The organism is Beggiatoa alba B18LD, from assembly GCF_000245015.1.
GTDB classification, from domain to species: domain Bacteria; phylum Pseudomonadota; class Gammaproteobacteria; order Beggiatoales; family Beggiatoaceae; genus Beggiatoa; species Beggiatoa alba.
The window spans coordinates 99407-120873 of sequence record NZ_JH600070.1; the positions used below are offsets into that span (position 1 = coordinate 99407).

The following is a 21467-nucleotide window of genomic DNA, read 5'->3' on the forward strand; positions in this document are numbered from 1 at the left end:
TATTCCACCATACGATTTATAATCTGTTTTTGCTCAGTTTTTGCAGAATTTCAAGGTGGAATACGCTTCGCTATTCCACCCTACAACATTCAAGCTGTTGTCTTTTTAAAAGAATCTCTCCGTACTCGCGTTAATCTAAAAAATATTGCGTGATTCAGGTTAATGAGCAATAGGAAAAAAGCAGAAGTGTTACACCATCCCTTCATCAGTAACACGCAATACTTCCTCAATGCTGGTTATGCCTTGATAGGCTTTGAGCCAGCCATCTTCGCGTAAATTACGGAATCCTTCCCGCAGGGCTAATCGGCGTAATTCATTAACAGGCGCACGATTTAACACAAGGCTTTGTAATTCAGTGGTGATATACACTAGTTCATAAATCCCGACCCGTCCTTGATAGCCTGTGCCTTGGCAATGTGTACAGCCGACGGCTTCCATCCATTTAGCGGGTTGTTTAGCGAGATAAGCGGGAATAATTTCTTGCAACCGTTGATTAATTGCGGCAAGTGGTTTGCTGGGTTTGGCACAGTGGGGACATAAACGACGGACGAGGCGTTGCGCTTGTACTGCGCGGACAGAGGTAGCAACTAAAAACGGTTCAACGCCCATATCGACTAAACGGGTAAATGCGCTGACTGCATCATTGGTGTGTAGTGTAGAAAGCACCATGTGTCCTGTGAGCGAGGCTTGTATCGCTATTTCAGCGGTTTCACGGTCACGGATTTCACCAAGCATAATAATATCAGGGTCTTGACGCAAAATAGCCCGTAAAGCACTGGCAAATGTATAGCCAATGTCGCTGTGCGCTTGAACTTGGGTTACACCTTTTAATTGATATTCGACGGGGTCTTCTACAGTAATGATTTTTTGTGTACGGTCATTGACTTCATCTAAAGCAGCATAAAGTGTGGTAGATTTCCCTGAACCTGTCGGCCCTGTGACTAAAATAATGCCGTGCGGTTCGCTAATCCAGCGTTTAAACAGTTCTAAATGGTCGTTAGCAAAACCTAAACGGTCGAGTCGATTGGTTTGTCGTTCTTTAGGCAGTAAGCGCATGACAATCGATTCACCATGCACACCTGGTAAACAGGACACCCGAATATCTAAATCTTGCCCGCTCACTCGTGTATTTAATCGTCCGTCTTGTGGTAGCCGTCGTTCGGCGATGTCTAAACCTGAGATTAATTTAATCCGTGAAGCGATGGGGTTAAAACGTTCTCTGGGTAAATTTAGATGTTCATAAAGTACGCCATCAATCCGATAACGGACGAAAAAAGTATGTTCTTCAGGTTCTACATGTACGTCAGAAGCGCGTCGGTCTATGGCTTGTGAAAACATGTTATTGACGAATTCAACAACGGGCGCACCTTCCGCTAATTCGCGCAATAAATTCACATCATCCGTATTAGTGAATGCTTCATTCGGGCGGGCTTTAGCAAGTAAATCTAGGAGTTTGTCTAAATCTTGATTGCGGGCTAAAAACCACGTAATCCGCTCTGGAAAACGGTTGTCTAACACCTCATGTAAGGTATCGGCTAACGGGTCGCGGGCAAGGCAACAAAGTTGCGCATTTTCATCTTCTGCCCAAACAACTAATTCTTGGTCTAAACACCATTCTTTATCTAAGCCTGTGACTTCTAAACCCGTGAGCAATTGATTAATATCACTGGGTAATTGGGTAGTGAGTAAAACAGTTAAATTGAGTTGTTCGGCTAACGTGTTTAATAATCCATCTTCTGAAATCGCACCCATGCGGATTAAAATCGCGCCTAACCGCCCCCCGAAGCGTTTTTGAAAATCAAGCCCGCGCTGAATATCATTTGCACTTGCCAACTGATTAGCAATGAGCATTTCTCCTAAACGCAATGGCATAAAATTGATGGGTAAATGGGGAGATTCATCAGCCTGAGAGGGTACAGAATGAGACAGATTAGACATAGGAAAACAACAATCGCTTTAACAGAGAAGAGAGCAATTAAGCAGTATCACAATGATGTAATGTAGCAAAACTCATCTGTCTTATCGATGATTTTTACCAAGACAGTCTGTTAATAGGGGTGAAAATTCTTGATTAACAGGTATTTTGCGATATTTTTTATATTAAACAATTAGTTAAAGTACCAGAGTTCGGCGAGATTTATAAAATAAAACAGAGACCTGCTAGGTTTTCAAAATCTAGCAGGTCTGTCGGAACACGTGAAAAGGGTTGAAGGACTGGCAGAGGTTACTCTCCTGTTTTTCATCGGGATTTACCAGACAAGATTAAAACATTGTCTGAATCAGGATTAACAGGATTTAAAACCCTCAAACCAAAAAGTCAGGTGAATCACGCTTTTTAATCCTGCTAATCCTGAAAATCCTGTGAATCCTGATTCAGACAAGCTGTTGTCTTTTTAAAAGAAAATCGCCGAACTCAAGTTAAATTTAAATAATTTTATGATACGTTTACTATATCTTCCCAAGCATGAGGAAACATCAACATGACCGACAAATCCCTAGGCACATTCATCAACCCCTTCACCGATTTTGGTTTTAAAAAAATCTTCGGCAGTGAAGAAAGTAAACCCCTACTCATCAGCTTTCTTAATGATTTATTACCGATAAAACACAAAATTGTCAGCTTAGAATTTAAAAATATCGAAAAACTCGGCATGTTAGAAGAAGACCGCCGTGCCATCTTTGATATTTATTGTCGGGATGAAAAAAATCAGGAATTCATTGTTGAATTACAACGTGCAAAACAAGAACACTTTCAAGACCGCGCTACCTATTACGCCAGCTTCTTAATTCAAGACCAAGCCAAAAAAGGCAAATGGGACTTTGAATTAACCCCAATTTATTTCATTGGGATTTTAGACTTCTCCTTAGCCAGCTTTCCCGATGAGCGTTACTTACATTTCGGACAAATTACCGATATTTACAGTAAAGAAGTGATGTTTAAGAAATTGAACTTCATTTACATAGAAATGGCGAAGTTTAAAAAGCAAGAATCTGAATTAGCGAACCATTTAGAATGGTGGTTATATTTCCTGCGTGAACTAGTGACCTTTGACGATATGCCGAGAGAATTTCAAGGAGATATTATTGAAGAAGCCTTTGCGTTAGCCAAATTAGCCAACATGAGTTATGAAGACCGTCATGCGTATGAATTAAGTTTGAAATACTACCGCGATTTCATCAATGTACTTGATACGGCTAAACAGGAAGGAATTGAAATAGGTCTGGAGAAGGGCATTGAGATTGGGATTGAACAAGGTGTTAAAAAAGGGATTGAGCAAGGCATCGAACAAGAAAGAATAAAAGTCGCAATCGCACTGAAGAAAAACAATGTGCCTCTTGAGCTTATTATGGTTGCAACGGGATTAACACACGAAGAAATTGAACGATTATAGTAAACACACTATAAAGCGATGCGGAGGACTGCCAGTCCTAAATTTAAATCACTTTATGGTACGTTTACTATAAACTCATTAAAATAATGCAAACCTTCTTACAACAACGTTTAGCGCAACGCGAACAAGCGCATTTATATCGCCGTCGTCTTGTCCATGCTGGTGTGCAATCTCCGCTTTTAACCATTGAAGGACGTACCTATTTAGCTTTTTGTAGCAATGATTACTTGGGGTTAGCAAGTCATCCTGATTTAATCCGTTGCCTGCAACAAGCTGCAAATCAGTACGCAGTGGGGGCGGGGGCATCGCATTTAATCAATGGTCACACTCAAGCACATCATGCGTTAGAAGAGGAATTAGCCGCTTTTACAGGACGTGAACGTGCGCTGCTATTTTCCACAGGCTACATGGCAAACATGGGCACTGTTACCGCACTTGTAGAACGTCAAGATGCTATTTTTGCAGATAAATTAAATCATGCCTCCTTAGTCGATGCCGCACAATTATCCCGTGCGCATCATCACCGTTATGCACACAATGATATGTCTATGCTAGCGCGGTTACTGTCGCAAACGATGACACGACATCAATTAATTGTGACTGATGGGGTGTTTAGTATGGATGGAGACCTTGCCGACTTACCGCAGATTGTCGCCCTTGCCAAACAACATCAAGCATGGGTGATGGTGGATGATGCGCATGGATTTGGGGTATTAGGTACAACAGGCGGGGGAACGGTTGCACATTATCAATTATCCGCAACCGATGTTCCCATTCTGATGGGCACGTTAGGCAAAGCCTTTGGTGTGACAGGTGCATTTGTTGCGGGCAGTGCGTTACTGATTGAAAACTTAATTCAGTACGCACGGAGCTATATTTATACAACCGCCTTACCGCCTGCACTTGCGGAAACACTACGTACCAGTCTGAAATTAGTACAGGCAGGTTCAGAACAACGGGAAAAGTTACAGGCATTGATTCAACAATTTCGACGCGGTGCAACGCAATTAGGATTACCCCTCCTGCCTTCTATGACACCGATACAAGGCATTTTATTAGGAGAAGCAGAGAAAGCCCTACAACTTAGTCAAGCACTGTACCAACAGGGTATTTTAGTCACTGCTATCCGTCCGCCAACAGTTCCCCCACACACGGCACGTTTACGTATTACATTTTCTGCTTTACACACCCCTGAACAAGTAGATAAATTACTCCTCGCATTAGCACAACATTATTAGAAGAACATCGGCAATAAGGACATTACCTATGATATTTATACTTCCCCTCACGCTGCATCCACCCCAGTTGTCATACATCTTTTAAGCAACATTGCGTAAGCTCATCACAACACAAATAATGCTTGTCTCTTTCAATCACTGATATAACCCTAAAAATAATGTCTATTACGCCCGCCCAACGTTTAAGAAACTTATTACAACAACCGAATATTTTATTAATTCCAGCTTGTTTTGATGCGCTCTCTGCAAAATTAATTGAAAAAGCGGGATTCTCTGCCATTTTTATGAGTGGCTTTGCCGTTTCTGCTAGCCGTTTAGGATTGCCTGATACGGGACTCATTTCCTATGGTGAAATGCTCAACCAAGGGCAAAATATCTGTTCAGCCGTCACAACGCCTGTGATTGGCGATGGTGATACAGGCTATGGCAATGCCATTAATATTAAACGCACGGTAAAAGGCTATGCTCAAGCTGGCTTTGCCTGCATCATGCTAGAAGACCAACTAGCCCCCAAACGCTGTGGACATACAAAAGGAAAACAAGTTGTCAGTCGTGATGAAGCATTTACCCGCATTCGTGCGGCCGTTGATGCCCGTGAGGAAGGACACGACATTTTAATCATGGCAAGAACAGACGCAAGAGAGACTGAAGGATTGGAAGAAGCCATTTTCCGCACTCAAACTTTCGTCGAACTAGGGGCAGACATCACTTTTTTAGAAGCCCCGCGCTCAATTGCCGAAATGCAACATTACTGTCAACAAGTACAGGGCTATAAAATGGCAAACATGGTCGAACAAGGAAAAACCCCTATTCTCTCCCCTGCTGAATTACAAAACATCGGTTATCATCTTGTTGCCTATCCACTAACCCTGCTCAATACCGCGATGCAGGCAATGCAACAAGCACTGCAACAGCTAAAAAATGGACAGCAACCACAACAACTGTTAAGTTTTTCAACACTTAAAGAACAAGTTGGTTTTGACGACTATTATCGTGAAGAAGAACGCTATAGCTCAAGCTAAATGTACCGCATAAAGTGGACTGACTCTTGCTATGATTCGGATAAAAAAACAACATCATGCATCTCACGAATACCTATCCATTTATGGACAACGACCCACTGATAAACACGCTTAGTATAAAATTCCAAGATAGTTTAGAATTTGAAACGAAGCAGAAAGCATTAAACACTACTGTTGTTATGTACCTACCCACCCGCCCCTCTGGCTTATTGCATCACATAAAGCCATGCTATTGAGGAACCCGTGCATGACTTATAGTGCATTGAGTATTAAAACCATCACCATTGTTTTTCTAACGATGGTCGCATTGATTTTAACAGCCGCCACAGGATTGACAATCTATCGCCATACCCTGTTACAACAACAACTGGCGTATGCGGATTTAAAAACCTCGGTTGTTGCCTTTGCCAACCGTTTAGACCGACACATCGAAACCGCAAAAAATAGCGTCGGACGACTCCGTGGCTATACCACCATCTTGACTAAAACAGCCCCTGTTCCCCCCGAAAATGTGGACATGCTTAAACAAATCATGATGGAAAATCTTCAATACGAACCCAGTCACTACAGCAATTTTTTTGCGCTAGAACCCGATAATGCAAAAGCTAATTTTCAACAAGACGGGCAACTGATTCTTGTTCACAAAGACACTGCACAATTCAATACCCCCCGTTACAACCGTCCTCAAAACATGCAAGTAGAAATCTGGGCAGATGCAAACTACGCCACAGACCCCCGTCGTGCATGGTATTACAACGCCAAACGTAGCCAAGATATTCAAGTCATCCCCAACTTTACCGACAAAGACTACATGGGACAACAACTTGTTGGCATTGTTCAAGGGATTTATACCCATCGTACCTTTGAAGGCATGGTCGGTGTCGCCCTACTGCTCGACAGCTTTTATCAAGAAGTAGAAAACGAAATGTTTGGACGTACAGGCGGGCTATTCCTTGTCGACTACCAATCAGGCGCGCTACTCACCCTCATCGGCTCACGCAACCGCGCCCAACTTGACTTTTTAAACATCATAGAACGCAACAAATACAACTTTTACAACAACCCGCAACAGCAAGAACTCTGGCGTAAAGTTTTTAATCAAGACATTGCTTATCAAGAAGTCAGCATTGATGGTCGTCCCAGCTATGTGATTTCATCCAAACGTTTCAGCAATCTACCTTGGACACTGGTCGGCTACCAACGCACCGATGAATTTACAAACAACGACATGTTAGAACTGAACGACAGCTTTCTACTCGTTATAACACTGTTTTTCCTGCTGATTCTTTTTGGTGCTACGATTTACTTCTATTTTATCAACCCGTTTCACCGCTTGATTGGCTCTGCACAACAACTCCTAAGCAATAGCGACATGCAACTTGCCCCCCTGTCTCAAGGCTTGCAATTGCGCGAATTATTAAACTTACGCCAACTATTTGCCCAATACAGCACCCGCTTACACGACCTCATGCAATCAAAAACAGATTGCACAAAACGCCTACAAGAATTAAACGCAGAACAAATAAAACACCGCGCCGAAGTAGAAAAATATCAAGCTGAAATCGACAAAGCCAATACACAAACCCAAAGCGTGCGCAACGAAGCACAAAAAGCACGGCTACAAATCCAAAAAGCTCGCGTCGAAATCCAAAAATACAAACTCGCCTCACAACGCGCCAAAGTACAAGCAGAAGCCGCCAATCAGGCAAAAGCACAATTTTTGGCAAACATGAGCCATGAACTCCGTACCCCCATGAATGCCATTATCGGCTACACCGAAATTTTACAAGAAGATGCCCGCGACCACGGACAAGAAGACTTTATTCCCGACTTACAAAAAATTCACGGAGCTAGTTACCACCTATTAGACCTTATCAATAACCTCTTTGATATGTCTAAAATTGAATCCAGCCGTATGGATTTATACATAGAAACTTTTGACTTAACCCCTGTTATTCAAGACGTTTCCACCACCATTGCCCCGCTACTGGAAAAACAACAAAACATCCTGAAAGTTGACTGTGACAGCGCGTTAGGAACAATGTCGGCAGACCTGACCAAGATTCGCCAAAACCTGATGAACCTCCTCAGCAATGCCAACAAATTTTCCAAACAAAGCACCATTATTTTAAGTGTCAGCCGCGAAGTACACGACGACGATATCGACTGGATAGTCTTTAAAGTGATAGACCAAGGTATCGGCATGACCCCTGAACAAATGCAACGCCTTTTTCAAGCCTTCGTACAAGGCGATAGCTCGCCTACTCGTCGCTATGGCGGTAGCGGTTTAGGGCTTGCGATTACAAAACAATTCTGCCAACTCATGGGCGGTGACATCACCGCAGAAAGCGAATTCGGCAAAGGTAGCGTTTTTATCATGCGTTTACCCGCAGAGGTCAATACAGGGGATAATTAATCTCTATCTACTCTGAGTCAGGACTGCCAGTCCTTCAAGGACTGGCAGTCCTTTTGTCTCCAAATTCACTTAATCCACACAATCTCCTTAATTTTAACGCGAGTACGGCGAAAAAGGGCTTAAATAAAAAGAGGTTGAGAAGGATTTAACAAATTAAAGCCATCATCAAGTTTAGGATTAACCTGAGTTCGGCGAGATTCTTTTAAAAAGACAACAGCTTGTCTGAATCAGGATTCACAGGATTTTCAGGATTAGCAGGATTAAAAAGCGTGATTCACCTGACTTTTTGGTTTGAGGGTTTTAAATCCTGTTAATCCTGCTAATCCTGATTCAGACAATGTTTTAATCTTGTCTGGTGAATTTCGATGAAAAACAAGAGAGTAATCTCTGCCAGTCCTTCAACCCTTTTCGCGTGTTCCGACAGACCTGCTAGGTTTTGAAAACCTAGCAGGTCTTTTTTTGTCTGAATCAGAATTCACAGAATTTTCAGAATTAAAAAACGTGATTCGCGTTAATTTCTTGGTTTAAGGGGGGTTTAAATTCTATTAATTCTGTTAATTCTGATTCAGACAATCTCTTGTCTTTTTAAAAGAATCTCGCCGAACTCAGGTTTGATTAGATTGATGAAACAACACGAGTAAGGTCATCACTTCCGACGGGGACATTGTCCCATCTCGCTGACTTTTCTTGAGATTTCCTTCTTCTAACAACATTTGTTCCCATAAAGGCATGAACCATTTACAAAAGTCGTCGATTGCGCAGAACAGGATTGTTATCATATCCATGGTTGTACCTTTGGAAAGTGGAGGTGGGCGTTTAGTGATGTTCCATTATTCCTACTTTTCCTTTAGGTACAACTTTTTATTTCTTCCATTCCGCTTTTATCATTAATCCTCTGTTTTATATCTATTATCTCGCCGTACTCGCGTTATCATAAAATTATTTAAATTTAGGATTGGCAGTCTTTCGCATCGTTTTATAGTACGTTTGCTATATCATGTTTTTCTAGAGATTCGTAGAAAAACGCGAAAAAATGGGAGATTAACGGCACTGAACCGCTGTTTTGCCAGTGATGAATACGATAAATTTTATCGTGATGACACGGTCTAAGTTGTCTTTTACAGGTCACAATAGGCTGTCAGTTACAAGTCACATAAGTATGTCATAATTCCCTATTCCTTTTCCTCAGGCTTAATTTTATAGGAGTCAGCATGACCACCCCGAAAAAAGAAGGTTTTTTTATGCCCGCAGAATGGCATCCGCATAGCCGTTGCTGGATGGCTTATCCTTGCCGTGTTGGTGTTTGGGATGATTTAGACGTTGCTCGTCGTGCTTATGCGCAAGTGGCTCAAGCAATTGCGCGTTTTGAACCTGTCACCATGTTAACGCCTGCTGAATTCATCGCGGATGCGCAAAAAGTTTGCGGTTCAACGGTATCCGTTATGGAAATGGGACTAGATGACTCTTGGACGCGCGACATGGCACCGACGTTTGTGATTCATCCTGACGGTAAATTGGCTGGGGTGGATTGGGAATTTAACGCATGGGGTCGTAAATATGAAACTTATGATACAGATGCGTTAGTGGCTGAAAAATTATTAGCTCAAACCAATATCCAGCGTTTTATCGCTCCGTTGATTTTAGAAGGTGGCTCTATCCATGTAGATGGCGAAGGCACTGTTTTAACGACTGAAGAATGCTTATTAAATCCAAATCGTAACCCGCAATTAAGCAAAGCTGAGATTGAAAGTTACTTATGTGAGTATTTAAACGTCACTAAAGTGATTTGGCTGGAAAAAGGCTTAAAGTATGATGAAACCGATGGGCATATTGATGAAGTTGCTTGTTTTGTCCGTCCAGGTGTGGTTATGGCAATTACAACCAACGACCCAACAGATGAAAACTACGCGATTTTACAAGCCAACTTGAAAAAATTACGGAGTTCAACTGATGCGAAAGGTCGCCCCTTAGAAGTTATCGAAATTGAACAACCAAGCCCGCAATACCATCGGGGCGCACGTTTAACGCTGTCTTACATTAATTTTTATATAGCCAATGGTGGCATTGTGATGGCAGCGTTTAACGATGCTAAGTATGATGCACTGGCTTATGAAGCCATGCGTAAAGCATTCCCAAGCCATGAAATTGTACAAATTCCTGCCCTAGATATTTTTAAAGGCGGTGGCGGGATTCATTGCATTACCCAACAACAACCTGTGCCATAGATTTTAACCCACCTGTTTTGCGAGATTTTAAAATAAAACAAATACCTGCTAGGTTTTCAAAATCTAGCAGGTTTGTCGGAACGCGCGAAAAGAATTCATCAGACAAGATTAAAACATTGTCTGAATCAGGATTTTTAACTGCGCTACTCATTTTTTTCAATAAAGGGCGGTAATTGACGGGGAGATTGAATTTTAAAGCGTTTTTCACGGCTGGTATCCCCTTGTAACAAGGTGATGTGCGATTTTGCAACCCCGAAGGTTTTCGCTAAGAGTTTAATAAGTTCCGCATTAGCTTGACCATCAACGGGCGTGGCGGTTGTGCGAATTTTTAAGCGGTCTTGATGAACACCAACAATATTGGTTTGACTCGCGCGGGGTTGAACGTGGACGGAGAGAATTAAATCTGCGCCGTCCCAGCGATAAAACGTCATTGTATTACCAACTTAATAATAAAATCCCTGCATATAGCAAAATACCGACTAATAGTGGGGAAAGGTCAATACCCCCCGTTGCAGGTAAAAGACGGCGCACAGGTTGGAGTAATGGCTCTGTGAGGCTGTGTAATAAGCGACTGATAGGGGTGTGGTATAACGGTTGTTGTGTGAGAAGTTCAACCCAACTCAGGATAGCCCGTAAAATAATCGCCCAGAAAAAGACATTTAACACTAATGAAAGCGTATCAAGTACGGTGTAGAGTACTAACATGCTAAAACTGGCGCGTTGGTCAAATAAATAAACCGTTAAAATTAACTTGATGAATGTCAGTAATAGCATGAGTACGATGGCAGCAATATCTACATTGCGCCAGCGTGGAATAAAGAGATATAGCGGTTTTAAAGGTGGGTCAGTGACTTGTAGTAAAAACTGGCTGATTTCATCATGAAAACGTACCCGTAACAGGGTCAGTAAAAAACGTAACATGATGAGCAGGATGTATAAGCCAAAAAGTGCGTTAACGAGAAACGCGAAAGCGTTGGCAACTGGACTCATGCTTGTTCCCCATATTCATTAGCCATTTGAGTAGCGCGTTTTTGTGCTGCTTGTAAAGCACGGTCGAACATCGCCTGAATATTCCCTGCTTGTAGGGATTTAATTGCTTGTTCCGTTGTCCCCCCCTTAGAAGTCACCCGCTCGCGCAATAGTGCCGCGTCCTCATTACTTTCTAACGCCATTTTTGCCGCACCGAAAGCCGTTTGTAAGGTTAATAAACGAGCTGTTTCTTGTGGCAATCCTAACTGTATGCCTGCTTTTTCTAACACTTCCATTAATAAGAAAAAGTAAGCAGGACCACTGCCTGATAGGGCGGTGACAACATCAATCAGATTTTCATCCGTTAGCCAAACGGTTAAGCCAACAGCCCGCAAAATACTTTCTGCTAACTCGTGTTGTTCTTTACGCACATGTTCGCTGGCATAGAGTGCAGACGCGCCACTTTGTACTAAAGCGGGGGTGTTAGGCATCACGCGCACGATAGGAATTGCGCCATCGCCTAACCAACGGTTTAAATCGGCAACTCGAATCCCTGCCGCAATACTGATAAACAATGGGTTACGCTCAGGCAACGCGGTTGCAATGGTTTTTGCAACTTCAGCCATGATTTGAGGCTTTACGGCAAGCACAATAACGTCTGCGTCTTGAATCGCTTCTAAGTTATCGCTAAAGCATTGAATGGGAAAACGGCTAGCGAGCGAATGTGGATTAATATCTGAAACTCGTAAATTTTTCGCAGGCACGCCTGTTTGTAGCAACCCACCGATTAGGCTAGTTGCCATATTCCCGCCACCAATAAAACTAATGATTGATTCTTTCATGCAAGGGCTCTCCAAATCTCCATGAGTTGCGCTTGTTGTTCAGTTTGATGCGTAAACTATCGCGTTTAATCAGTTGTTGCAAGGGGATGCCCTTGTTAAGCAACGTCACTATAGGTCGATAACCGCGTGCTTTATTTCGACAGCTCACTCAGAGTGTCAGCGACCCTGTACAGGCGGATAAACCAGTACAGGTTGTCGTTTTTTCTAAAAAACTGTATCTGTTTTGTTTTCTAAGGCTTCACTATTGTTATGACAACATAATGAAATAACGTTTGTCATGAGGGAAACAAACATGTTTATCAGACAATCAATGAGGCTATTAGGTTTTTTATGGGCTTTCGTATTTTTATCGGGCTGTCAGGCGGAACAATCTGCACAGACAGAGCAACCATTTTACCCGATTAGTGTGGCTTATTGGGCAGCGCAAGATGTTTTCTTAGTGGGGAGCTATGCCGATGCATCTATCCAATTCGTCGAAGCTAATGGCACAAAACACAGACAATTCCAACCTGCATATAGTGACGGGCGACAACATGCATTACGGTTAAGTGTGGATAATACTCGACAGCGTTTGTGGGTCTTAGATCAAGACAATGTGAGCTTATATGCATTGAATAATCAGCAATTACTGCAAAAAATCGCTTTGCCAAGTCAAGCACAATGCCAACCGCCTTTAACAGCTTTAGTGCTAGACAATACGGGGGCTGCTTATTTAAGCGGGGTGAATTGCACACAAATTTATCGAGTTGACCCAAATAGTATGCAAGTGCTTGCATGGGGCAACGTTCCAAAGCCATTAAATGCCTTAATTTTAAATAAATCTGCACAATATTTATTTGGCATTGCGCATGATGGTAGCTTGTGGCGTATTGCCTTAGCGAATCCGCAAAACGTTATGACTGTTCAATTAAATAGCCCTTTACCAAAAGAACAAACTACTGTTTTAAATAGTAATTGGTTAATCTGGAATTTGGTTTCTGTCCAAGCCATGAGCTGGCAAGCGGGTTCTGTTTTATATTTATTACATGGCACAATGCCACAATTGGTTAAAGTGGAATTAACCCTAGATGAACACTATGCCAATGTTAAACCCTTAGCGCATACAGGATTTGATAGTTTAATGGCTGGCGTTTATCAAAACGGATTTGCCTATACCCCTCAAGCAGATACCCATGTCGCATGGTATCGTGATAACCCACCATTCTCCCCCGTTTGGGTGCGTAGAGTGGCAACAAATTAATACAGTTGTCACTTTAACTTTAGGCTAGTGCTTAAAAGCATTAGCCTTACCTTGTTCTTTCTAACCTGTTTGTCTCATTTCCTAAACGGTCATTTGAATATTTTATTTTTTCTATTCGCACAGCTTGACAAAAAAATACCTACAGCTAAAATTTGACTAAGAGTCAAAAAAAGAACAATCGTATTTTTTAATCAAATCGTCACCTTCATTCATTTCAGTGCCGTTGTACGGAGAAAAACCATGTTTATCAAAACTGTTTCATGGAAACCTGTTGTACTGCTTATCGGTTTTATTGGCATAGCAGGCTGTGATATTCAAGCAGAAGAAAAAGTAACAACAGCAGAAGAAATTCGCCCCGTACGAGCATTACAAGTACAGTTTCAACAAGTTGAAGAAATCAATGTTTATGCAGGCGAAGTGAAAGCCCGTTATGTCACTGATTTAGGGTTTCGCGTTTCAGGGAAGGTCGTTGAACGCAAAGTCGACGTTGGCGATAGCGTGAAAAAAGGACAATTATTAGCCCGTATAGACCCTACCGATTACAAATTAAATGTTTTAAGCAGTCGTGCAGAAGTCAATTCAGCTCAAGCCGATGTGACAAAAGCCCAAGCAGATTTAAAACGTTATCAAAGTCTGGTGGAAAAAGGCGTTGTCAGCCGTAATGACTATGATGCAATTGTGAATAAATACAACACCGCATCCGCCCGCTTAAAACAAGTCAAAGCAGGTTTAGAAGTCAACGAGAATCAAAGTAACTACACAGATTTATATGCAGATAGAGACGGTATTGTCATGCAAGTCTCTGCGGAAGCAGGGGAAGTTGTGAATGCAGGACAAAGCATTGTCAGCATTGCCCGTTTACAAGAAAAAGAAGTCGATATTAGTGTTCCTGAAAACCACTTAGCCCAATTAAAAGCAAATCCCACAATTAATATTGCCTTATGGGCTTATCCTAACAAGCAATGGCAAGGCACAATACGGGAAATTGCCCCGAATGCCGATGCAAGCACCAGAACCTATGCGGTACGTATCAGCATTATTGATGCCGATGACAGTATTCACTTAGGGATGACTGCGAATGTTGCTGTACAACGTCAAACGGATGAACAAGTCGTGTTATTACCGATTTCAGCCTTATATGCACAAGGGGAACAAGCCAGCGTTTGGGTGGTAGATTCACAAAATAATACGGTTAAGCAAATCCCTGTTAAATTAGGTGATTACCACAATAATCAAGTGCGTGTGATAGAAGGCTTAAGTGGTGGGCAATGGGTCGTGACTGCTGGAACACATAAGCTCTATGCAGGACAACGGGTTAAGTTATTAACGCTATAGTTTTCGTTGTAAAGTTGTACAGAAGTAAATTGTAGGTAGTTTGTTTGCGCTTAAAACTCCTGAGCAATTTTTTCCCGCAAGCCTAGTATCTGGGAATACGACGTATTAATGAGAGATAATACGTCGTTTTTTTTTGTATTGCCGCTTACGCTATTCTAGCCTGAGTTTTACGAGTTTCTTTTAAAAAAACAACAGCTTGTCTGAATCAGAATTAGCAGAATTAAAAAGCGTGATTCACCTGACTTTTTGGTTTAAGGGTTTTAAATCCTGTTAATCCTGAAAATCCTGATTCAGACAAGGTTTTAATCTTGTCTGGAGAATCCCGATGAAAAACAAGAGAATAATCTCTGCCAGTCCTTCAACCCTTTTCGCGTGTTCCGACAGACCTGTTAGGTTTTCAAAACCTAGCAGGTCTCTGTTTTATTTTATAAATATCGCCAAACTCAGGTTATTCTAGCCTTCCACAACAGCCTATATTATTACTGGAGTTGTCAAGCATGGCTTGCTATGCTGTTCCTCATGTAATTTTCCCAACAAACCTTTATCAACCTCTTGTAAAGCTCACTCAGGCAACACTATAAAAGGTAAAACAAACAACTGTTCGAGATAAATATCCATTATCAGATAACTCATCTAGTTGATTAACTTATTATTAACACATGATTGTCTGAATTATTAAAACCTTTCTCATTGCACTAAAGGAGTAGTCATCATGGACTTTGGTATTCGTCATAAAGTCGCTTTAGTCACAGGCGCGTCGACAGGTTTAGGATTTGCAACCGCGCAAGTATTACTACAAGAAGGGGCAAAAGTTGCTATTTGTGCACGTACCCCTGAAAAGGTTAAACAAGCCGTTGCTAAATTGGCAGAAACCACAGACCCCGCCAACATCGTTGGCATGGTAGCAGACTATACAAATCGACAAACCGTCGATACCTTATTCAGCCATGTACAAGAAAAATTAGGCATGGTCGATATCCTTGTCTGTAGTTCAGGCGGACCCGCCGTAGGGAATGCTTTAGCCTTTGAAACGACAGATTATTTAAACGCCATAGAAAATAACTTGCTTTCCATGATCGCATTATCCTCAAGGGTTTTGCCCAGTATGCAAAATCGTAAATGGGGACGCATTGTCTATATTACCTCATCCGCTGCTGTGCAACCGCTGCCAAATTTAGCCCTATCCAATGTCGCTCGTAGCGGACTCCATGCTTATGCGAAAAGCCTAGCGACAGAAGTCGCAAAAGATAATATAACCGTCAATTGTGTGATGCCTGGTCGGATTAATACCGATAGAATTATGAATTTAGTTCGTATTCGTGCCGAACAACATCAACGTCATTTAAATGAAGAAATGGCACGCGATTTTGAAGCCATTCCCGCAGGGCGTTACGGTCAACCGCAAGAATTAGCTAACTTGGTCGGCTTTCTCTGTTCAGATTGCGCTTCTTACATCACAGGCAGTGCCATTGCGGTAGATGGTGGCGCGATTGCGGGATTACGTTAAATACCAATAACATTGCAAACACACATAATTATTTGTTTTTACAATAGAAAAAACCATAAACCCCTATTTCACCAATAATACAAATCGTTTTTTTATCCTGTTCGCTAACTTTCACGATACACACGTACAATAATCACCCAATCGACTGCATCATCATTTAAAACAGGTCTTATGAATTACTTTATTCAACAACTCGTTGATGATTTAAAAGCTTTTTCTGTCGAGTTACTTGACCCTGGACTGCATACAGGTCAACAAATTTCTGCGGGATTAGGCACTGTTGCCAGTACGGCGGCATTACTCAAATCTATTGATTTTCTAACGGGATTAGTCCCCAAACTCGTCAACGAACTACGCACAACAGATGCAACCCGTAAAGTAAACGTGCATTACACACCCGTACCCAAATATGGCACTTTTTCCCCACGGGCGAGCGATTATCAACAAGATACCCAAAAACGCCTATTACCTGCGCGTTGGCTGACAACAGTCCCCATTGCTGAATTAGATATACGCCCCTTACGCTGGTTACTCTACCTATTAGAGCTACAACAATCCGCGTTAAAAAACCTAGAAACTCGTACCAATAAATACATCGATAATTCCCTACTCAGTCAAAAGGGTGATTCAGCTTATGCACAAAACGACCGCGCTACCTTACTCAGTATGCGTTCTCGCCTAACCGAAGCTGAAGTTAAATTAACCAGTGCCGCCACGCTTCTACTGCGCACGGTACAAATTCGCTTTATGCCCTCACCGAATTTACCCGCACCCTACCCACGGTCGGCATCATGGTTGCATTTAAGACGATACGCTCAACAATTGCTAGACCCCTCTGAATTTTTACCTGGTTTTTTATACAACTTACTGAATGGGGTGGTAGAAATGGCAGATACCCCCTATTTATATCAACGTTGGTGCGGGGTAAAACTGCTACAAATTTTTGAATCATTAGGCTGGCGATGCTATGACGACCCTGTTGGTGCTTTATTTCTAGGAGGAGAAATTCGCTTGATTAAAGCCGATGTGAGTATCAGCCTTTGGGTAGAACCCCGATTTGCGAAACGCACCCCCCATCGTAGCGGTTTTATCAATCGGACAGCATTAGAACTCCATCCCGATTACATGATAGTCACGCCAGGTCCAACAGGGGTAGATGCGTTTATTCTTGACCCAACCACCACCACAAACTATGAAATTCGCCACAGCAAATCCAGATATCTAAATAGTTTAGAAGCAATGGGGATGGCAAAAGTAGCGGGAAATCCTGTGGTACGTAATCCCTTGAGGGCATGGTCAGCATCCCCCATGCACACGCCCCACTGTGAATTAGATGATTCAGAAGGACGCACAGGGACAGTACCGATGCACCCATTAGACTGGTCTGAAATCCCATTAAAAGCATGGGTAAAAGACATTAATGACTATGCACTCGCTTGGGGACGTTTAAACGGACTGTCTGCATAGTAGATAAATAACAACTATCCTGTTATCACGCATACAATTAAACACTATAGTAAACGCACTATAAAACGATGCGAAGGACTGCCAGTCCTAAACTTAAATCACTTTGTGGTACGTTTACTACAATAACCGAACCATTGGACTATTATGCTATCAATCCGTCGTTTAAATACCAATGACAGCCAGTTCTGGACAGACTTAAAAGCCTTACTCGCATGGGAAAGTGTTGCCGATGAACAAATTACTCAAACAGTACGCGACATTATCCGCGATGTACGCAATCGTGGCGATAATGCCTTACTAGACTACACCAATCGATTTGATAGACGCACACTGCAAAACAGCGACGAGCTACGAGTTCCCGACACACGCCTACAACAATCCCTAGCAACCCTAGAAAAAAATCAACGCAAAGCCCTAGAAAAAGCAGCCGAACGAGTACGCGCCTATCATCAACGTCAACTACAAGACTCTTGGCACTATACCGAACCTGATGGCACAATATTAGGTCAACAAATCACCCCGTTAGACCGTGTCGGCATTTATGTACCCGGTGGCAAAGCTGCCTACCCCTCATCCGTTCTGATGAATGCCTTACCCGCCAAAGTTGCGGGAGTTAAAGAAATTATCATGGTCGTGCCTGCCCCTGATAACATCCTCAATAACATGGTATTAGCAGCAGCCGCTATTGCAGGCGTTGACAAAGTCTATAGCGTTGGCGGTGCGCAAGCCGTGGCAGCCTTAGCCTATGGCACAGAAAAAATTGCCAAAGTCGATAAAATTGTCGGACCTGGAAATATTTATGTCGCAACCGCAAAAAGCATGGTATTTGGTGCAGTCGGCATTGATATGATTGCAGGCCCCTCCGAAATTCTGGTTGTGTGTGATGGACAAACCGACCCCGATTGGATTGCCATGGACTTATTTTCACAAGCGGAACATGATGAACAAGCACAATCGATACTTGTTAGCCCTGATGCTGAGTTTTTAGAAGCCGTACAAAATAGTATCAACGTATTAGTTGAACAAATGCCCCGCGCGACCATTATCAGCACCTCTATGCAAAATCGTGGCGCGTTGATTCACGTCAAAGATTTAAACGAAGCCGCCGAAGTTGCAAACTTCATTGCCCCTGAACACTTAGAATTATCTGTTGCAGAACCACAAGAACTAGTGAAAAAAATCCGCCATGCGGGTGCTATTTTTATGGGACGCTACACTGCTGAAGCGTTAGGCGATTATTGCGCAGGCCCTAACCATGTATTGCCCACATCAGGCACGGCGCGTTTTTCCTCCCCGCTTGGGGTTTACGACTTTCAAAAACGTTCCTCTATCATCTTCTGTTCAGAAGAAGGGGCGCACCAACTCGGACAAATTGCGACAACCTTAGCCCAAGGCGAAGGACTCGCCGCACACGCCCGCTCGGCAGAATATCGAATTTTGCAAAATATGCTGGAAGGAAAAAAGTAAGTACAGGATTTTAATTTAAATTCAGCAAAATTTTTCCAATAAACAAGGGGTTTCTTCTATTATTTAGATTGTAGAAGAAACCCCTTGTTTTTTTGGTTGTACTATATATAACCTGAGTTCGGCGAGTTTCTTTTAAAAAGACAACAGCTTGTCTGGTGAATCCAGATGAAAAACAAGAGAGTAAGCTCTGTTAGTCCTTCAACCCTTTTCACGTGTTCCGACAGACCTGCTAGGTTTTGAAAACCTAGCAGCTCTCTGTTTTGTTTTATAAAACTCGCCGAACTCAAGTTAATAGCAAAAAAATAAAAAATTAAAAAGCATAATCAATCAATAAAGGCGCGTGGTCTGAAAAACGCTGAGTCGTATAAATCTCAGCCTGTTTAACATGAGCCTGCAAATTATCGCTAATAATCTGATAATCAATTCGCCAACCAACATTTTTTGCCCACGCCTGACCACGATTAGACCACCAAGTATATTGCTCTGCGGACGGATTCACCACACGAAAGGCATCGCTATAACCTGTTTCCGTTAATAATTTATCCATCCATGCCCGTTCTTCTGGCAAAAATCCCGAATTTTTAACATTACCTTTCCAATTTTTTAAATCAATCGGCTTATGCGCAATATTCCAGTCGCCACAAATTACAACATGTTGATATTTATTTCTAAGCTCCTGCAAATGTGGGAGAAAACGCGCCATAAAACTAAATTTTAACGCTTGGCGTTCCTCACCAGATGACCCTGAATGCATATACAAAGAAATCACGCATAAATCGCCAAACTGCGCCTGTAAATAACGCCCCTCACAATCAATATCCACCCAACCGATGCCCATTTGCAACGCATCAGGCTGACGACGCGCATATAATGCAACACCGCTATACCCTTTTTTCTCTGCCTCATGGTAATAACAATGATACGGTTGAGGATAAAATAAACTATCAGTTAATTGCGCCGATTGTGCTTTGATTTCCTGCAAACAAACAATATCAGCCTGTTGTAACGCCAGCCAATCAAAAAAACCTTTCTTTGCCGCAGAGCGGATACCATTCAAATTTAAAGTAATAATACGCATACAGTCATGATTGCCGAATGAGAACAAAACCCTAAAATAGGGAACATAAAACCCCGCATTACATCACCTCTTTTTTACGCTATCAAGCATTCATTAAACGACAAACTATGGATATTCGTACACAACAACGCCTAGACTTCTTAACTCAACATAACTGGCAATCCGCACAAATAACCGCCTTACCCTTTGATGCCTCATTTCGGCGTTATTTTCGTTTACAACGCGCTGACGACGAAAGCATCCTACTAATGGATGCCCCACCAGAGCGCGAAAATGTACGCCCCTTTATACAAATCGCCCAACACTTACAACATTTACAACTCAGTGCTCCCCGCATATTTGCGACAGATATCAATACAGGCTTTGTACTCCTAGAAGATTTTGGCGATGCCACCTTTACCCGTTTACTCAATCAAAGAGCCGACCCGTTACCGCTCTACTTATCCGCCGTTGACGCACTCATTGCTTTACACCAACACCCCCAAGCAACCGCTATCGACTTACCACCTTACGATATCGAACGGCTACTGACAGAAGCTGTTTTATTAGTTGATTGGCTATTACCCGTTATTACAGGCGTAGAAACGCCTAAAATAGCCCGCGACAGTTATCTACACTGTTGGCAAGACATCCTGACACAACTGCCCGCCATACCGACAACCCTTGTACTGCGCGACTATCACGTTGATAACCTCATGCAACTTACTGGACGTGACGGGGCAAAAGCCTGCGGATTACTAGATTTTCAAGATGGATTACTCGGCGCAAGTCCCTACGATTTAGTCTCCCTTTTAGAAGACGCACGGCGCGATGTGCCAGACACCCTGAGCGAAACACTACGCAACCATTACTATCAAGCCTTTCCACAACTAGACCGTGATGCTTTTGATACATGGTACACCGTGCTTGGTGTACAACGGCATTGCAAAGTGTTAGGTATTTTTGTGCGCCTGTTTAAACGAGATGGAAAAGCGCAATATTTACAACATTTACCGCGTTTACTGCGCTTATTAACACGGGGTTTATCCCATCCCGTTTTAGCACCATTAAAACAGTGGCTTATTCAACACAAAATTGAAGAAAATCTACTGACAAATCCAAATTTCCTTGCCTTATTACAACAAGGGAAACAAACATATACGCTTAACTAATTTAACCTGAGTTCCACAAGATTATTTTAAAAAATATAGTAAATGCACTATAAAACGATGCGAAGGACTGGCAGTCCTAGATTTTGAGTTCGGCGAGTTTCTTTTAAAAAGACAACAG

The 21467-nt window shown here is 42.3% G+C and carries 17 protein-coding genes; 11 read left to right on the top strand and 6 right to left on the bottom strand.

The window, feature by feature from the left end:
- Positions 1–189: 189 nt before the first annotated feature.
- Complete coding sequence (locus BEGALDRAFT_RS00440; protein ID WP_002682559.1) at positions 190–1938, bottom strand: GspE/PulE family protein; 1749 nt, start codon at positions 1936–1938, stop codon at positions 190–192.
- Positions 1939–2480: 542 nt separating this feature from the next.
- On the opposite strand from BEGALDRAFT_RS00440, the gene BEGALDRAFT_RS00445 reads away from it, so the two are divergent.
- The 4 genes from BEGALDRAFT_RS00445 (at position 2481) to BEGALDRAFT_RS19465 (ending at position 8068) form a co-directional block, all read left to right on the top strand.
- Positions 2481–3392 (top strand): Rpn family recombination-promoting nuclease/putative transposase, encoded by a 912-nt coding sequence (locus tag BEGALDRAFT_RS00445; protein ID WP_002682561.1) that lies wholly within the window; start codon positions 2481–2483, stop codon positions 3390–3392.
- Between the two features lie 86 nt (positions 3393–3478).
- On the top strand, positions 3479–4630 hold the full coding sequence (gene bioF, locus BEGALDRAFT_RS00450; RefSeq protein WP_002682563.1) for an 8-amino-7-oxononanoate synthase: 1152 nt from the start codon (positions 3479–3481) through the stop codon (positions 4628–4630).
- Positions 4631–4788: 158 nt separating this feature from the next.
- A complete protein-coding gene (locus tag BEGALDRAFT_RS00455) occupies positions 4789–5652 on the top strand; it encodes an isocitrate lyase/PEP mutase family protein (protein WP_002682566.1) in 864 nt (287 codons plus the stop codon).
- Positions 5653–5899: 247 nt separating this feature from the next.
- Positions 5900–8068: a sensor histidine kinase gene (locus BEGALDRAFT_RS19465; RefSeq protein ID WP_002682569.1), complete on the top strand. Its 2169-nt coding sequence runs from the start codon at positions 5900–5902 to the stop codon at positions 8066–8068.
- Between the two features lie 605 nt (positions 8069–8673).
- Here the strand turns inward: BEGALDRAFT_RS19465 and BEGALDRAFT_RS00465 are convergent.
- Positions 8674–8853 carry a transposase gene (locus BEGALDRAFT_RS00465; RefSeq protein ID WP_002682571.1) on the bottom strand — a complete coding sequence of 60 codons (180 nt, stop codon included), beginning with the start codon at positions 8851–8853 and terminating at the stop codon, positions 8674–8676.
- A 426-nt stretch (positions 8854–9279) separates the two neighbouring features.
- Here BEGALDRAFT_RS00465 and aguA point away from each other — a divergent pair, with 426 nt between their 5' ends.
- The gene (aguA, locus tag BEGALDRAFT_RS00470; RefSeq protein WP_002682572.1) at positions 9280–10293 is read left to right on the top strand and encodes an agmatine deiminase; all 1014 of its coding nucleotides are present in this window, start codon (positions 9280–9282) and stop codon (positions 10291–10293) included.
- Positions 10294–10436: 143 nt separating this feature from the next.
- Here the strand turns inward: aguA and BEGALDRAFT_RS00475 are convergent, their stop codons facing one another.
- The 3 genes from BEGALDRAFT_RS00475 to proC are packed head-to-tail and all read right to left on the bottom strand — an operon-like array spanning position 10437 to position 12104.
- Positions 10437–10724: a DUF167 family protein gene (locus tag BEGALDRAFT_RS00475; protein ID WP_002682574.1), complete on the bottom strand. Its 288-nt coding sequence runs from the start codon at positions 10722–10724 to the stop codon at positions 10437–10439.
- Between the two features lie 4 nt (positions 10725–10728).
- The gene (locus tag BEGALDRAFT_RS00480) at positions 10729–11283 is read right to left on the bottom strand and encodes a YggT family protein (protein WP_002682575.1); all 555 of its coding nucleotides are present in this window, start codon (positions 11281–11283) and stop codon (positions 10729–10731) included.
- A complete protein-coding gene (gene proC, locus BEGALDRAFT_RS00485; protein WP_002682576.1) occupies positions 11280–12104 on the bottom strand; it encodes a pyrroline-5-carboxylate reductase in 825 nt (274 codons plus the stop codon). The genes BEGALDRAFT_RS00480 and proC overlap by 4 nt, the downstream gene beginning before the upstream one ends.
- A 292-nt stretch (positions 12105–12396) precedes the next feature.
- Between proC and BEGALDRAFT_RS00490 the strand changes: the two genes are divergently transcribed.
- The 5 genes from BEGALDRAFT_RS00490 (at position 12397) to hisD (ending at position 19120) form a co-directional block, all read left to right on the top strand.
- Positions 12397–13344 carry a hypothetical protein gene (locus BEGALDRAFT_RS00490; protein ID WP_002682579.1) on the top strand — a complete coding sequence of 316 codons (948 nt, stop codon included), beginning with the start codon at positions 12397–12399 and terminating at the stop codon, positions 13342–13344.
- 240 nt (positions 13345–13584) lie between these two features.
- Positions 13585–14679 carry an efflux RND transporter periplasmic adaptor subunit gene (locus BEGALDRAFT_RS00495; RefSeq protein WP_002682581.1) on the top strand — a complete coding sequence of 365 codons (1095 nt, stop codon included), beginning with the start codon at positions 13585–13587 and terminating at the stop codon, positions 14677–14679.
- Positions 14680–15391: 712 nt separating this feature from the next.
- Positions 15392–16186: an SDR family oxidoreductase gene (locus BEGALDRAFT_RS00500; protein ID WP_002682582.1), complete on the top strand. Its 795-nt coding sequence runs from the start codon at positions 15392–15394 to the stop codon at positions 16184–16186.
- A 171-nt stretch (positions 16187–16357) separates the two neighbouring features.
- On the top strand, positions 16358–17653 hold the full coding sequence (locus BEGALDRAFT_RS00505; RefSeq protein WP_002682584.1) for a hypothetical protein: 1296 nt from the start codon (positions 16358–16360) through the stop codon (positions 17651–17653).
- A gap of 144 nt (positions 17654–17797) precedes the next feature.
- Positions 17798–19120, top strand: a complete 1323-nt coding sequence (gene hisD, locus BEGALDRAFT_RS00510; RefSeq protein WP_002682586.1) for a histidinol dehydrogenase — start codon at positions 17798–17800, stop codon at positions 19118–19120.
- Positions 19121–19430: 310 nt separating this feature from the next.
- Here hisD and BEGALDRAFT_RS00515 read toward each other — a convergent pair whose 3' ends face one another.
- Positions 19431–20198, bottom strand: coding sequence for an exodeoxyribonuclease III (locus BEGALDRAFT_RS00515; protein WP_002682587.1), 768 nt, complete (start codon positions 20196–20198; stop codon positions 19431–19433).
- A 107-nt stretch (positions 20199–20305) separates the two neighbouring features.
- Here BEGALDRAFT_RS00515 and BEGALDRAFT_RS00520 point away from each other — a divergent pair, with 107 nt between their 5' ends.
- Positions 20306–21349 carry an aminoglycoside phosphotransferase family protein gene (locus BEGALDRAFT_RS00520; protein WP_002682589.1) on the top strand — a complete coding sequence of 348 codons (1044 nt, stop codon included), beginning with the start codon at positions 20306–20308 and terminating at the stop codon, positions 21347–21349.
- The last annotated feature ends 118 nt before the right edge of the window (positions 21350–21467 follow it).